General features: G+C 59.0%; 14 protein-coding genes and 1 other RNA gene. 8 read left to right on the top strand and 7 right to left on the bottom strand.

The features are described 5' to 3' along the window. Positions 1–297: 297 nt before the first annotated feature. Positions 298–1173, bottom strand: a complete 876-nt coding sequence (locus tag RDL66_RS00295) for a rhomboid family intramembrane serine protease (protein WP_308534508.1) — start codon at positions 1171–1173, stop codon at positions 298–300. 48 nt (positions 1174–1221) lie between these two features. Beyond that, entirely contained in the window at positions 1222–1743 is a 522-nt protein-coding gene (locus tag RDL66_RS00290; RefSeq protein ID WP_308534507.1) for a peptidylprolyl isomerase, read from the bottom strand. A gap of 189 nt (positions 1744–1932) precedes the next feature. Between RDL66_RS00290 and RDL66_RS00285 the strand changes: the two genes are divergently transcribed. Beyond that, entirely contained in the window at positions 1933–2364 is a 432-nt protein-coding gene (locus RDL66_RS00285) for an acyltransferase (protein WP_308534506.1), read from the top strand. Between the two features lie 242 nt (positions 2365–2606). Here RDL66_RS00285 and RDL66_RS00280 read toward each other — a convergent pair whose 3' ends face one another. Beyond that, on the bottom strand, positions 2607–2879 hold the full coding sequence (locus RDL66_RS00280; protein ID WP_299294914.1) for a cell division protein CrgA: 273 nt from the start codon (positions 2877–2879) through the stop codon (positions 2607–2609). Positions 2880–2992: 113 nt separating this feature from the next. Here RDL66_RS00280 and RDL66_RS00275 point away from each other — a divergent pair, with 113 nt between their 5' ends. From RDL66_RS00275 to RDL66_RS00260, 4 genes are read left to right on the top strand one after another with little or no spacing between them, the layout of a single operon-like run. Then, on the top strand, positions 2993–4459 hold the full coding sequence (locus tag RDL66_RS00275; RefSeq protein WP_308534505.1) for a class E sortase: 1467 nt from the start codon (positions 2993–2995) through the stop codon (positions 4457–4459). A 17-nt stretch (positions 4460–4476) separates the two neighbouring features. Continuing rightward, positions 4477–4632, top strand: a complete 156-nt coding sequence (locus RDL66_RS00270; protein WP_308534504.1) for a hypothetical protein — start codon at positions 4477–4479, stop codon at positions 4630–4632. A 52-nt stretch (positions 4633–4684) separates the two neighbouring features. Then, positions 4685–5710 (top strand): UDP-glucose 4-epimerase GalE, encoded by a 1026-nt coding sequence (gene galE, locus RDL66_RS00265; RefSeq protein WP_308534503.1) that lies wholly within the window; start codon positions 4685–4687, stop codon positions 5708–5710. 56 nt (positions 5711–5766) lie between these two features. After that, positions 5767–5898 carry a hypothetical protein gene (locus RDL66_RS00260; protein WP_308534502.1) on the top strand — a complete coding sequence of 44 codons (132 nt, stop codon included), beginning with the start codon at positions 5767–5769 and terminating at the stop codon, positions 5896–5898. Here RDL66_RS00260 and RDL66_RS00255 read toward each other — a convergent pair. Both RDL66_RS00255 and RDL66_RS00250 read right to left on the bottom strand, forming a co-directional pair. Continuing rightward, complete coding sequence (locus RDL66_RS00255) at positions 5895–8591, bottom strand: FtsX-like permease family protein (RefSeq protein ID WP_308534501.1); 2697 nt, start codon at positions 8589–8591, stop codon at positions 5895–5897. The two genes, RDL66_RS00260 and RDL66_RS00255, sit on opposite strands and share 4 nt — an antisense overlap. Position 8592: 1 nt before the next feature. Next, positions 8593–9921: an ATP-binding cassette domain-containing protein gene (locus RDL66_RS00250; protein ID WP_308534500.1), complete on the bottom strand. Its 1329-nt coding sequence runs from the start codon at positions 9919–9921 to the stop codon at positions 8593–8595. A 22-nt stretch (positions 9922–9943) separates the two neighbouring features. On the opposite strand from RDL66_RS00250, the gene RDL66_RS00245 reads away from it, so the two are divergent. Continuing rightward, positions 9944–10198 carry a hypothetical protein gene (locus RDL66_RS00245; RefSeq protein ID WP_308534499.1) on the top strand — a complete coding sequence of 85 codons (255 nt, stop codon included), beginning with the start codon at positions 9944–9946 and terminating at the stop codon, positions 10196–10198. Between the two features lie 258 nt (positions 10199–10456). Here the strand turns inward: RDL66_RS00245 and RDL66_RS00240 are convergent, their stop codons facing one another. Continuing rightward, positions 10457–10654: a hypothetical protein gene (locus RDL66_RS00240; RefSeq protein ID WP_308534498.1), complete on the bottom strand. Its 198-nt coding sequence runs from the start codon at positions 10652–10654 to the stop codon at positions 10457–10459. 30 nt (positions 10655–10684) lie between these two features. Beyond that, the gene (locus RDL66_RS00235) at positions 10685–12151 is read right to left on the bottom strand and encodes an FAD-dependent oxidoreductase (RefSeq protein WP_308534497.1); all 1467 of its coding nucleotides are present in this window, start codon (positions 12149–12151) and stop codon (positions 10685–10687) included. Between the two features lie 236 nt (positions 12152–12387). Between RDL66_RS00235 and RDL66_RS00230 the strand changes: the two genes are divergently transcribed. Then, the gene (locus RDL66_RS00230) at positions 12388–13200 is read left to right on the top strand and encodes a hypothetical protein (RefSeq protein ID WP_308534496.1); all 813 of its coding nucleotides are present in this window, start codon (positions 12388–12390) and stop codon (positions 13198–13200) included. A 5-nt stretch (positions 13201–13205) separates the two neighbouring features. Continuing rightward, positions 13206–13301, top strand: an RNA gene (ffs, locus tag RDL66_RS00225) — signal recognition particle sRNA small type. Positions 13302–13454: the final 153 nt, after the last annotated feature.

Genomic DNA, 13454 nt, shown 5'->3' with positions numbered 1-13454 from the left:
GCCCTAGGCTGTAATACTGAAACGGCGAGGTCTCACGACCTCGCCGTTTCAGCTTGTGCAGTTTTATGGCCGTTGTTGATGGTTCGCGCCTACGCCTGCCTCGAAATGACAGCGGGGTAAGTCCCAGGTTTGTGGATTACCTGTGAACTGGGTTTTGTCCGCTGGCGTAATGTTTTACGCCCTGGCATATCCGCGTCTACCCTCTGGAGTTGTGGCTAAAGCGTGAAAATAGCGCCGTAGCTGCCAATAATGGCAGCTACCCGGCTATTCTCCCCTTATAAGTCCGCTTCTGGGGAATTATTTAAAGAAACTGTAGATAGCCTCGTAGTTGAAATGATAGAAAGCCCAGTTGCTCACTATCAGCACGGCGAAAACTCCGCCGTAAACCGCCAGGTCACGCAGCCGTGTGGTGGTATTGGTCACTCGGCGCACCACGGGAGCGGCCGGAGCGGCCGGGGAATCCGCCCCGTCTGACGCCGTTGCATTGGAAGTCTCCGGAGTGTCCGGTGAACTGAGAGCGGGGTCTGGATACTGCAGTGGCTCGGGCGCGTTGGCCGCGAAGCGAGTGTCGTCCGAGCCCGTGCCCGGAACTGCTACGTAGGTCGCGTGACGCAGCACCCAGCCGGTGTAGGCTCCCAGCACCAGACCTACCACCAAGCCCCCCAGATGGGCCACCCAGGCGACGTTAGGAACCATGAACCCTATCACAAAGTTCAGCCCGATTAAGGTCGCCATTTCTGTCCAGGGCAGGCGCAGCACCTTTTGAATCGCCAGGACCATTCCAAAGAACCCAAAGACCGCCCCGGACGCGCCTACCGTGGGGGTAATCCAGGCGTTCGGGTCGACAAAAACGGTCAGGCATTGCGCCATGAGCGCCCCGAAAGCGCTGATGACAAACGCGAGGGCCAGTTTCACGTGACCCACGACCGGCTCCAGCGCCCTGCCGACCACCAGCAAAGCCCAGGTGTTGAACGCCAGGTGGAACGGTGTCGGCACCGAGTGCAGGAACGCCGCGGTGATGAAACGCCACGGCTCAAACAGGCCTAGGAGCGGCAGAAAAGCAAAGTTCTGAATGACTCCGGGGATAAACAGCTCGGCAACCCAGACGATGATTAAGGCAATACAAAGCCCCCAAGTCACGTAAGGCTTAGGGGCTGTTGCGGTGTTTTTCATGACTTAACAGTACATTCAAAACCGCCGGAGTGTCGGGGTCAAACGGGTTTACTCCGTGATGTCGATGGACTCAATCATGACGTCCTCCAGGGGACGATCCGAGCGGTCCGTTTGGGTTGCGGCGATTTTGTCTACGACGGCGCGAGACGCATCGTCCAGGACGCGGCCAAAAATCGTGTGCTTGCCGTTGAGCCAAGTGGTCGGGGCGACCGTGATAAAGAACTGGGAACCGTTGGTGCCCTGGCCGCCGCGCGTGCCGGCGTTGGCCATCGCCAACAGGTAAGGTTCGGTGAATCCCAAGGCCGGGTCGATTTCGTCGTCAAATACGTAGCCCGGCCCGCCGGTGCCGGTACCGATGGGATCCCCGCCTTGAATCATGAAACCAGAGATGACCCGGTGAAACACCGTGCCGTTGTAGAGCGGGTCCGTGGAGGTTTCCCCGGTAATTGGGTGAGTCCATTGACGCGCACCGGTCGCCAGGTCGGTAAAGTTTTTCACCGTGATCGGCGCGGATTGCGGATAAAGTTCCAGGCTGATGTCGCCTGCAGAAGTGTGAATTGTTGCTTGCATAGTTCTATCTTTTCATGCGCGCGGCCTAGGCGCAAAGCAATTTTAGGCACTCTCAACGCACACGGCGAGGCCCCGCTGTGGGCCGGTCAGGAAAAATGAACATGCCTATTTCCTGCAAAAATTCCAAATAAGAGGCAAAATAGTACCAACCGTGTCCGTTCGGCTCGGTGTGAGTGAAAGAAGGATCCAATGCTGGATAACTTGTCGAAATGCATCGATATGGACTGCATGAAGCGAGCCGGGGAAGACATGGCACTGAATGCTGCCGAGGTTGCTGGAAAGGCTCGCGGAGCCGTCGGGGACTTCGGCACTAAGGTGAAAACAGACCTCCTGCCGCGGGCGCAAGCCGTAAACGAGGCAGTGTCGAAGGCAGTTGCCGGTGACGGTACTATTGCCGAAAAAGTTTCCAAAGCTAGTGAAGGAGTCAAATCAGCTATGAACCCCAAAAAGAAGTGCCCGATTCGTCACCCCTGGTTGGCGACTATTCTGTTGACCGGAGCCGCCGCGGTGGCTGGGTTTATTTTGTACAGCCGAAGCCGTCCGGTCGAGGATCCCTGGGCTGAGGAATCCTGGGAGGACATCGACGACGATGACTTGGTCGTTGTCGCCGACGACAAGTAAAAACAAACTTCAAAAAACCGACCGGCTGACGCTGCCGGTCGGTTTTTTAGCACTCCCCCGGATTTGCTTTCGCTGTTACTGTTATTGCTCGGAAAACGAAGGGGCGGAACCCAAGCGCGAGACTAGGGGGTGTGCTTTTCGTTGTAAACACAACGAAAAGTGAGGGGGGTCCGTGACCCCCCTAGGCCTCGCGCGGATCCCCCCGAGTTGGCGAGCAATAAAAATTAAGCAGAAAAAAAGCCCTATTTCCACCACATCAGCATGATGAAACCGACCATGATGACGCCGAATCCCACCGCGATGTTCCAGTTGCCCAGTCCCAACAGATTAATCCCCGCGGTTTGCGCCAGGATATAGTGCAACACAATCCACAGCAGACCCACGCCCATGATAATCAGGGCCGCCGGAGCATACCAGCTGGGGGAGCGCTTCATATCCTCAGTCCACGAGGGACGCAACTCGCTGTCAGACTTAACCACTTTCGAGGCGCGCTTGCGCTTTTTGGATTCGGGCACAATGACTCCTTGTGACAAAAGATTGCTTAACAGGTTAATGATAACCGTAAGCCAAAACCTTTGGAAATTGGTAAAATTTGGACGTTGGTTTATCCGCGCGTCAAGGGGTTGGAATGAGTGAAGAGCGTCCCGTACCACAGCGGTTTCCCTCGCGCCGTCAGCGCCGCGAGTCTCAGGAACCGTCTGCGGCACCGCTGTCACCCGCGCCACTGTCGCCTGCTCCGGCCCAGCCCCCCGTGGTACAGCCTCCCGTTACGCAGCCTGCCGGGGTCCCTCCTTACGGGGCGCAGCCGTCCTCGCAGCCGTCTGTCCGACCGCCCCAGGTGGCTCCACAAGGGGTCACAAGGGCGGTTCCACCTGCAGGTTTCCAATCTCCGGCCGATACTTCGGGCGCGGCTCGACCCGCGTTGCCCCAGCCTAACCGTCCGGTTCCTCCCGCTGTACCGGCGCGCAACGCGGCAAACCCGCCGGTTCCAGGCTTAGCGAATCCCCCGGTGCCGGGCCTAGCGAATCACCAGGTACCCGGCACGGCGAACCCGGCGGTCCCCGCTTTTGCCCCCGCGCCTTCGCGCCCCCCGGCCGCCGCGACACGACACGCAAACCCCGCGCTCACCCCTGGTGAACCCCCGGCAATACCACAAACCCGCCCGCAAACCTCGAACCGTCCCCCGGAACAGGGCACCGCGACAACCGAACCCACCGAACCAATCGAGTCAGACGAAACAGCCTCCCCGGCGAAACGCCGGCGCACCCCCGTATCGGTCCTGGTCATGAGCGGGATTGGACAAACCATGCTGACGGTCGGTGTCGTCTTGGGACTGTTCGTTGTGTGGCAGCTGTACGTGACGACCTGGCAGGTGCAAGGCGCTACGGCGGCCGCGGTGCAGTCTTTCCAAAGCTCCACCGCGAACGATGCGACCGCCACGACCGAAGTACAGCGCACCGACCCGCCTCCTGGCGTCACCATTCCCGCGGTGGGCCAAACTTTCGCCACCCTGCACGTGCCGCGTTGGGACTCGATGGTTATCCCCATCATGCAGGGCACGAACGAGGCCGTGCTGGACACGGGTTATGCCGGACACTACACGGACACCCAAGGGCCGGGAGAGCTCGGCAACTTCGCTTTGGCCGCCCACCGGCGCTCGTATGGAAACTCGTTCCGCCGCGTTCACGAGTTGCAGACCGGCGACCCGCTGGTGGTCGAAACCTCGCAAGCCTGGCTGGTTTACCAGGTCAGGTCCACGGAGATAGTCCTGCCGTCACAAGGTGACGTGATTTACCCGGTTCCTCACGAGGCGAAAGACACCGTCCCGCATGAACGGCTGATGACCCTGACGACTTGCCACCCCGAATACGGCAACACCCAGCGATTCATCGTGTATTCCAAGTTTTCTTACTGGGTGCCGCGCACGCAAGGCCGGCCTTTCGCGCTCAAAGGGTTGGATGCAATGAAACAGGCCGGTCAGGGCACCGCTCCGGAGGGGCCGCAAGATGGGACCAATGCCCCGGCGGCTGACCCGAACACGACTGTCAAGCCCGGCGACGCCAGCTCCGCGCCGGCAGAGGGCTTGGTCGGGTAGACAGAGAGGAAACCAGAATGTACAAATGGCTGTTTACCGTGATGCCCGGCCCGAAGTGGCTGCGCTGCATCGAGATGGCGATTTTGGTGTTGGCAGTGGTGGCCGCGCTGTTCCAGTGGGGATTCCCCTGGGCGGTAGAGACTTTCAACCTCAACCCGAACACCGTGAACTAGCGCCTTTACCCGCCAGCGCAGCGGGGACCCTTGTGAGAAAAGGAAAGAAACAATGACTGAGAAAACTATTTTGGTGGCCGGGGGAGCCGGATATATCGGCACGCACACGCTGATTTGCCTCTATGAGGCGGGATACCGTGCGGTCTGCGTCGATAACCTGTATAACTCCAGCGCGGAAGCGATGACGCGCGTCTCAGAAATCGTGGGCGAGGCTATCCCGTTTTATCAGCAAGACGTGCGCGACCTCGACGCTTTGCAACGGATATTTGCATCTCACCAGATTGACGGGGTCATTAACTTTGCCGGACTTAAGGCCGTGGGGGAATCGGTGGCCAAGCCGGTGGAATACTACGACAACAACCTCAACGCGACCCTGACCCTGGTGCGGGCCATGCGGGACCACGACTGTCACCTGATGATTTTTTCCTCCTCCGCCACCGTGTACGGAGCCGACGGGGTGTCCCCGCTGAAAGAAACCATGCCGACCGGCACCGCTACGAACCCCTACGGCTGGTCCAAGCTGATGAACGAAATTATGCTGCGAGACGTGTGCCATGCCGACCCCGAGTTTTCCGCCGTGCTGCTGCGTTATTTTAACCCTATTGGGGCGCATCCCTCCGGCCGGATTGGCGAGGATCCCAAAGGCATTCCGAACAATGTCATGCCCTACATCACCCAGGTCGCCGTCGGTAAGCTCGAAAAACTGCACGTCTTTGGCGACGACTACGACACTCCGGACGGAACCGGGGTGCGCGACTATATTCACGTCATGGACCTGGGGCGCGGGCACGTGGCCGCCATTGATTACGGGCTGAAACATCGGGGCGCGAAGGCGATAAACCTGGGCACCTCGCAGGGGTATTCGGTGCTGGAGTTGCTGCACGCGATGGAGCGAGCCTGCGGCAAACCCATTCCTTACGTTATCGACGGGCGCCGACCGGGAGATATTGACACGGTTTACGCCGACGCGAGTTTGGCGCGGGAACTGCTGGGCTGGGAGGCCCGCCTAGGTTTGGACGATATGTGCCGAGATTCGTGGAATTGGCAGTCGCAGAATCCGAACGGTTACGCCGGCTGAAGTGCTTTTGTGGGCGGCGACGCGGGTGGCGTGAGTAGCGCGGAAGGCGTGGTGGCTTGGGTGGCGTGGTGACTCCGTTGGCTCCGGTGGCTCGGGGTGCCGCCAAGAGTGCCGCACAGGAGTGCGAGTCAGAGATTCGCCTGGAGCCAGGCACCGCGGTTGAACCTGGCGGTAAACCCCTGCGCTAATCGGTAGTGGCGATGGCGGCGAGGGTCGGGGTGCGCACCGCCCGCAGCGCCGGACCGAGGCTGGCCAAAACGGTGGCGACCAGGGTCAATACCACCAGGATGAGCAAGTGCTCAGAGCTGACCACCATACTGCTGATACCGCGAGCAGCCATGATGCGCTGCAACCCAAACGTGGCGCCCAGCCCGGTGAGAATCCCCACCACCAGCGCAAAAATAGCGGTCAACAGGGCCTCTCCGACTATCATCGCGACCATTTTCGGCCCCGACAGCCCCAGCGCTTTCAACATACCGATTTCGCTCAAGCGTTCCCCGACCGACATCGCCAGCGTGTTCATGATTCCCACCAGCGCAATAATCAGCGACAGCGCCAAAAGTCCGTAAATAATCGCCAAAATCATGTCAAAAGACTTGTTGAGCTGGGTGTTCAGATCGGCTCGTGACGCCACGGTGACCGTGCCCGGAGCAATGGCGGCGACCTGGGATTTTAGTTTGTTGCCGAGTGCTTTCAGATCCGTGTGGTTCGTAAAAATCACGCCGCTGTTTGCAATCTGACCCGTCGGGTGCAGCGATTCCAAATCGCGAGGATGCACCACCACGGTCGCGTCAACCAAGTTAGAGGCGCTGAATAAGCCGCTTACCTTTAGGGTTTCCTGTTCCGAAGTGGTTGACGTTAGGGGGGTTAAGGTCGCGGAATCACCGAGCTTCAACCCGAGCTTGCGGGCGGTTTTGTCTTCCACCAGCAGTTTTCCCGGAGCGCTAACAGCGCGGCCCGTCACTGATTTCAGGGTTACTCCGGGTTTGGTGTCGGGAAGGGCGGTGACGGTGACGTTGTGTGAATCACCAGGTTTTCCGGTCGTTTTGTCGTTAGTTTGCAAGGTGAGGGGGGCTTGCGCGAAAGTCTGGACCGCCGTCACTCCCGGGGTGTTTTTCCAGCTAGAGACCAGTTCGTCCGGGATGCTGTGTCCGGCTAAGGCGAGGCTGGGCTGAATCAGGAAACTGGCGGTCAGCTCCGCGCCAGCCGTTTTCGTAAAGGAGGCCTGCAGGGAGGTCACCAGCGAAGATCCGGCTGCGACCAGCATGACGCCAATCAACAGAGCTCCCGCCGTCGTGGCGGTGCGTTTCGGGTTGCGCCCCAGGTTACCGACAGCCAACTCACCCACCGGACGCCACAGATGTTTAGCGAGCCTTCCCAGTAGCGCCGCAAACGCGCTGACCAGCAACGGCGCCGCCGCCAAAATGCCTACCACCACGAAAAACACGCCGCCCCCGTAAAGCATCGACCGACCCTTTTGCGTCGTGGTAAAGACGGAATTAACGGCGCAGATGGCGGCCGATAGGCCGAGGGAGAGAGTGATGATTACCACCAGCAGGCGCCGCCCCCAGTGCAGGTCCCCACCGTTTAGCGCCGTAGACATCGCTTGGACGGGCGGGGTCGCGGCGGCACGACGAGCCGGGCGCAGCACGGAAACCAAAACGACTGCCAAACCGGCTAAAACCGTGAGCGCCAGGGTCGAGCCGGAAACAATGCCGGAGGTCAAAAAGTTCATGCCCCGCAGGCGCAAAATCTGCATAATCAGCGCCACCAGCCCCCAGCCCAGCACAGCTCCGAGGAGGGAACCAATCAGGCCCGCCACGAAACCCTCACCCAGAATGATGGCAAAAATTTGGCGCGGCTGAGCCCCAACCGCCCGCATCATCGCGAGTTGACGTGTTTGACTGCGCACCGTGGCGGTGAACGTGTTGGAGACGATGAAAGTCGAGATGAACAGGGCGACACAAACAAAGACCAGCAAGATATTCGAGACGAACCCCAACACGGGAGCCATCAGGTCGGATTGTTCCGCGGTGTAGTCCGCAGCGCTTTTGACCTTCCAGCGTTTGTAATCGTTTGGGAAAGCCTCTTTCAGACCGGTTTTTAGGTTTTGTACCAGGCGGTTTGGCTCCACACCGGGTTTGGCGCTCACCGCGATTTCTGCGGTGAAACCTTCGGGGGTGGTGGCCATCTGACGCATGACTTCCCCGGGAAGCTGCAGCATTCCCGTTCCCAGCAGCGGCACGCCGTAATCAAACAGGCCGCTGAGCCGGTAGGCATACTTTTGACCAGCGATGATGGCATAGATTCGATCCCCGGTGTGCAAGTCATTGGTTTGCGCAAACGATTTTTCAGCCGAGATTTCACCGATAGTCGGCGACTCTTCACCGGCAGAACCGTCAGTAGTGGTTGACTCGGTTGTCGCATTGGCATCAGTTGTCGCGGTTGTGGCGTCGAGGGGCTGGGTAGGGGCCTTCGGGGCAGAGCCGGTCACATAGTTGGCGTCCGGGCGCGCGTTTTGAATCGCGACCGTAGGATTGGACCCAATCGTTTCATTATCCTGATTCAGCAGGGTCGCCACCAGATAGAGCTGCGGTTCAGCCGATTTCACCCCGTCTATGGCTTTGATGGCGTCGAGTTCCTCCCAGGTGACGGGACGGGGCACATTTTTCAGCCCGGAATCATCGCCGGAAATGCTCGGGGCACTGACAAAAGCATCCCCGTGGGTGCCGGAGGTAATCAGCGCTGTCATAGTGTCGGACAAAATCCGGTTGAAAGTCAGGGTCCCAGACAGAAAAGCCGTGCCCAGCGCCACCGCCAGCAGCGTCATCAGGTACTTGCGCCAGTGCGCCTTAAAATCCAGCCAGACGTATCTGCGCATCTTAGCTTCCAGAAACGTGCGGTGACGCGGATACGTCCGTCGGAGGCGGCGGTAAGGATGGGGTTGTGGCGGTTGAGTTACCGGGGAAGTTCCAATCCACCTTAAGCGGGCTCGCCCGGTGTGCCGCGTGGCGTAGCCGCGGTGTTTGGTGCGGGACGGTGGTCTCAAGCGCGGGGCTCACGAGGGATTTCGGCGTGCGGCTAGACCAGGGTGTGGCTTCGAGAGGGGGCACTTTCAGGGTGCTGGTCGCGGTCGGCTGTGGCTGTACGGTGCGGGTGAGGGGGTCTGGTTCGGGTTGTGGTCGCACCACCAGTGCGTCAGGGCTGGTTAGTGCGTTCGGGTCAGACCGTGTGGAAGTGGGGAGGTTTTCCCGGCGTTGGCGCCGTTCCCGCCGGCTCACTGTCACCGGGGCAGGCCGGGTAACCGGAGCTAAATCGGGGAGGAACAGTGGTGTCGTGGGAGGCGGCGGGGGCATATCGGGCACCTGTGCAGCTGGGGTCATATCGGACGCCGGCACGGTTGGGGGCATTTCGGACCCCGGCACGGCCGAGGGTGAGCTCGCCTCGTCGCTATCGCCAGAAATCTCGGTCATAGCGGCAAAAATTTCCGCCTCGGAAGGATGCAACAGCTGGCCGATTATTTTGCCGTCGCGCAAGAACAGCACACGATCCGCCCAAGCCGCCGCCCCGGCCTCGTGCGTAACCATACAAATCGTGTGATTATCCCGATCGACCGTGTCTCGTAGCAGGCGCAGGACCTGCAGGGTCGCGGTCGAGTCTAAGTTTCCGGTCGGTTCGTCAGCAAAAATGATTTGCGGATTGTTCGCCAAAGCTCGCGCCACCGCCAAGCGTTGCTGCTGGCCGCCAGACATTTCAGTAGGCCGGTGGCGCAGCCGCTCGGAAAGCCCCACTTGCGCGGCTAGGGCCTCGACCCGTTTCCGGTTCAGCCGTTTCCCGGCAATAATCGCTGGTAGTTCAATGTTCTGTCGGGCATCCATGACCGGAATCAGGTTGAAAGCCTGGAAAATGAAACCGATTTTGTCCCGGCGAATCGCGGTAATCTCGCGCTGCTTCAGGCCGGCTATCTCAACGCCGCCAATCAAAATCGAGCCGGAAGTCACCGTGTCCAAACCCGCCAGACAGTGCATCAGGGTGGATTTCCCGGAGCCGGAGGGTCCCATAATGGCCGTGAACTCGCCGCGGGCCAAGTCAATGTCCACGTGGTCTAACGCCCTGACCTGCGCATCGCCTTTCCCATAGACACGCACCAAGTCGCGCGCCGAAACGATAGCGTCGTCTAGGGCGCTAACGGGGGAAAGTTTTTGCAACACGGAAGAATTTTATCTTGAAAACTTGGGCTACAACGCCACGGGGGCAGTGGTGCCAATCAACCAAAACACCGGCGAAAAGCATGCCCCGCCGAATCATCGACGGGGCAGCGGCTTTTCTTTACAAAGTGTCTGTTTAGAACAAGCCGGCGAGGAAGTTGAAAATCTTAGCCAACCATTCGACAACAGTCTGGAGGATAGGAAGAATGTTGCTCCACATAATTTATTCCTTTCGGATCGGTCAACAACGTTTGTTGATATTTTTGGTGCCACCTTGTGACAGTATTAAGATTAGCTGAACGTTTGCTCAAAATGCAAGAACATAGCACACGATATTTTCCGCAATTACGGATAAATCCCTGAATTTCGCGGAAAAAAGCCGAAAAAACCTGGGAGATTGCTGGGCGGCGCCCAGGGAAAACTCAGGAAACCGCGACGTCGAGCCCGACCGCAATGCCGACCCCACGCCTTGTGAAGACCTGAGGACCCCACCGAACAGCGGCCGGAACCGCCCCAGCCTTCTGAACGCCTGGTGACCTCAGTCCTGGGGACCGAACTTGGCGATCGTCACCAGGCGCAAGATCCGCCAGTTAAAGCTCGCAAAGGAAAACAGCTGGAGGAACGGGTTTTGGCGGTGACGCAAGGTCGCCGGGGATGGGTTCGGGGCCGCCGCAATCCGTTCGGCGGTGGCCGGGCTGAGCTCCTCAATCGTGGGAGACGCGCTAAAGTCAGTCATTATGAAAATCCTCTCTTCGTGGGTTGGGGGTTACTCGGGGATAATCCACCAAAACGGCTTCCACTTCGCTTTATAGATAAAGCCCACGTGGAGCAGGAACTTGGTCCAATGCCCGAACAGGCCGATGCGTCCAAAACTCAGTTTAGGGTGGCGTCCGGCATTATCCGGGTACTTGTCGTAGTTGGGCACGATGGGGAACATCACCATCGCGGCCGCGGAGCCTTTCTTAAAGCCGGTGCCGGTTGAGGCTACGCAAGCCGCCCCCAACACCGCCATCGAGGCTTCGTGCAGTTTCGCCTCGGGGCCTTGGTTAATGAGGTCAACTATGCTCATGGCGACTTCCTTGCCGATGGAGCCCGAAGGCATTCCGGTACGCGGCGGCGCCGGGGTAATTTTGGTGCCGTTGGGAGTCTGGTGCGGTTTCGAAATCCCGTGCGGGGGTGCAAAAGCAATCCCGGCGGCAAAAATGTTTTTATACAGCGGGGACTGGTAAGTCTTGGGCCAATCCTCGTGGGACCACTGCGCGGAGCTCTTCTTCGAATAGTCTGCGTCTACCTTCATGAACCCAGCCGGGTTAAACATTTCAGGAATCAACGTCCCGTCAGGTTTCTTGGCCTCCAGCGCGACCCCGGTAAACGGCGGGAGCAGCATGGCGAAATCAAAGGACAACTCGTGCATATTGCCGTCATAATCCTCGTAAGTCAGAGCGTGTGGGCGCACCTCGCGAACCCCCGCGCCGGTGATGGCTTTCACCCCGCGTTCCCGAAACAGCGATTCCGTCCACAACTGGGAGTCGGTAGAGTAGCCGTTGTCCTTAAACCGCATGCCGGCCATCCCAAAGTCGCCGAGCTTTTCCTCGTTGGTGAGGTAAACGACCTCGGTCTGGTCCCGAACCCCCGCTTGACGCAGGTCATATTCAGTGTTGAAACAGTACTCAAAAGCGGCGCCCTGGCAGGTACACCCGCCGTTGCCGGTCCCAATCACGAACCGCTTGGGTGTCCCGGTCTCTTTAATCTCTTGGACGATTTTCTGAAACTCGATCCCGGCCTGTTCGGCGTGGTCAGGAGTGCAAACCGAATACGTGTTGCCACAATCCGGGCCCAAACCCGGAGTGGCGGCAAAGTTCAGCTTCGGCCCGGTCGCGTTGATGAGGTAGTCATAATGCACCAAAGCCCGCCTACCTTTATTTTTGCCTCCCGTAAACTCCATCTCGACCTGGGGCTGCGCATCATCGCCGCGACCCTCGGGATAGATAACTTTCGCGGCCGCCTGATGAAAAATGACCCCCTTGCGCCTATAGAGCGGGGCGAGGGGAAACACCACTTCCTTCTTCTTCATCTTTCCGGTGCCCACCCAAATGTTGGAGGGAACCCAGTTCCAGTTGGCGCGCGGGGAAATGACCACGACTTCATGATTGCGCCGCGACAACTTGCGACGCAGATGCATAGCGGCGGTATGACCGGAAATACCCGCACCCAAGACGACAACTCTTGCCATAGTTACAACTTCCTTAATCTGTTGCGGCCCTTCAGCAGCGCCTCAGAAAATCGTTGAGCGGGCGGTAAGTCCGCGCCGAAAGTGGAACGTCCGACACTGCACGACCAAGGCTTATTATAGCTTGAAAATCAGTGTGGATTTACCGGCTTCGCCCCCGCTTGTGGTTTAGACTTGAAATTTAGAGAATCCCGAGGGCAAACCGGGGAAAACCGTGAACAGCTGATGAGGAGCAAACCATGAGTGTGGCGAGTGAAAACGCTTTGGGCCTGTCCAGCGGTGAGGGCGGCACGAAAGTCTTTACCATCGGACCGACCTGGCGGGCTGTGGGCTTTGAGATGACCACTGAGCAACGGGCCGATGAAATCCTGGCCCAGGCGGCTGACCAATGCACCCCGGTGGTGGGGGACATGGAAAACGGCACTTTCCAGTACGTGGATCGTTCCGGCGCGGTCGCCGTGTTTGACGTGGTTGAGGAAAAGATTGCGGATATTCACCAGGATTTCAACGCTAGTGCCGCGGTGGACGCGCGCTGGGTCGAGATGGCAGACCGTTTTGCCTTGGTTGACATAGTTGATACACAAGGGGGGACGGAGCGTTCCGTAGGTAAGGCCTGCGTGGCGATGCGAGCCGGGCTGGGGCACGAGCCCGGACGTGCAGGAGCCGGGAAACTGGGCATTTCCGCCCTAGCGCAGCGCGTCGAACTGTATGAAAACGTGGCAAGTTACGCGGCGAGCCAGACCGCCAAAATTTTCGGCGCGGCTCTGGACGGCCCGCAACGCGCCCCGGAAGAAACCCTGCCGACCTTTATTTCGACCGGGGCTGTTTCCGTCCTGCAAAAGCAGGGCGCACACGCCGGAGCCGTGCTGGCTGCGAAAATCACCGCCGCCGAGATGCATTCCAACACTCTGACGGGGGAAAACTTCTGGGTGTTGGAGGTTGCGGCGGGATTCCCCCTCAGCGTGTGCGTGGCTGAAGGCGACATTGCGGGACGTCCCCGCCCCGGAATGGTCGTGGCTGGAGAATTCCTAATTCTGGCGGCCGTCAAGTAGAATAGTCTCGTTCCCCGCGTGACGGCATAGTCTGAACCTCCCCAGGGTCGGAAGACAGCAAGGATAAGGGCTCCCTGTCGGGTGCGCGGGGAACGTTTATTTTCCCGGCACCGGGCCGGAGCTCTGGCTCCGCCAGTGTTCACCCTTTGAAACAAATCCTCCTCGCAAATAGCTATTTGACCTCGTGTTTTAAGGTTCGTCTGATATTGCTTACTTTTCTTTAACCTGTAGCTGTCAAAAAATTTTCGAAGGCT

Source organism: uncultured Mobiluncus sp. (assembly GCF_902488535.1).
Classification (GTDB): Bacteria; Actinomycetota; Actinomycetes; order Actinomycetales; family Actinomycetaceae; genus Mobiluncus.
The sequence above is the reverse complement of the archived record's forward strand: the minus strand, read 5'-3'. Positions and strand labels throughout refer to the sequence as shown.

Excerpts from the sequence above, each read along its gene's own strand:
- RDL66_RS00295 (WP_308534508.1), bottom strand. The coding sequence starts at position 1,173 with ATGAAAAACACCGCAACAGCCCCTAAGCCTTACGTGACTTGGGGGCTT.
- RDL66_RS00290 (WP_308534507.1), bottom strand. The coding sequence starts at position 1,743 with ATGCAAGCAACAATTCACACTTCTGCAGGCGACATCAGCCTGGAACTT.
- RDL66_RS00285 (WP_308534506.1), top strand. The coding sequence starts at position 1,933 with ATGCTGGATAACTTGTCGAAATGCATCGATATGGACTGCATGAAGCGA.
- RDL66_RS00275 (WP_308534505.1), top strand. The coding sequence starts at position 2,993 with ATGAGTGAAGAGCGTCCCGTACCACAGCGGTTTCCCTCGCGCCGTCAG.
- RDL66_RS00270 (WP_308534504.1), top strand. The coding sequence starts at position 4,477 with ATGTACAAATGGCTGTTTACCGTGATGCCCGGCCCGAAGTGGCTGCGC.
- galE (WP_308534503.1), top strand. The coding sequence starts at position 4,685 with ATGACTGAGAAAACTATTTTGGTGGCCGGGGGAGCCGGATATATCGGC.
- RDL66_RS00255 (WP_308534501.1), bottom strand. The coding sequence starts at position 8,591 with ATGCGCAGATACGTCTGGCTGGATTTTAAGGCGCACTGGCGCAAGTAC.
- RDL66_RS00240 (WP_308534498.1), bottom strand. The coding sequence starts at position 10,654 with ATGACTGACTTTAGCGCGTCTCCCACGATTGAGGAGCTCAGCCCGGCC.
- RDL66_RS00235 (WP_308534497.1), bottom strand. The coding sequence starts at position 12,151 with ATGGCAAGAGTTGTCGTCTTGGGTGCGGGTATTTCCGGTCATACCGCC.
- RDL66_RS00230 (WP_308534496.1), top strand. The coding sequence starts at position 12,388 with ATGAGTGTGGCGAGTGAAAACGCTTTGGGCCTGTCCAGCGGTGAGGGC.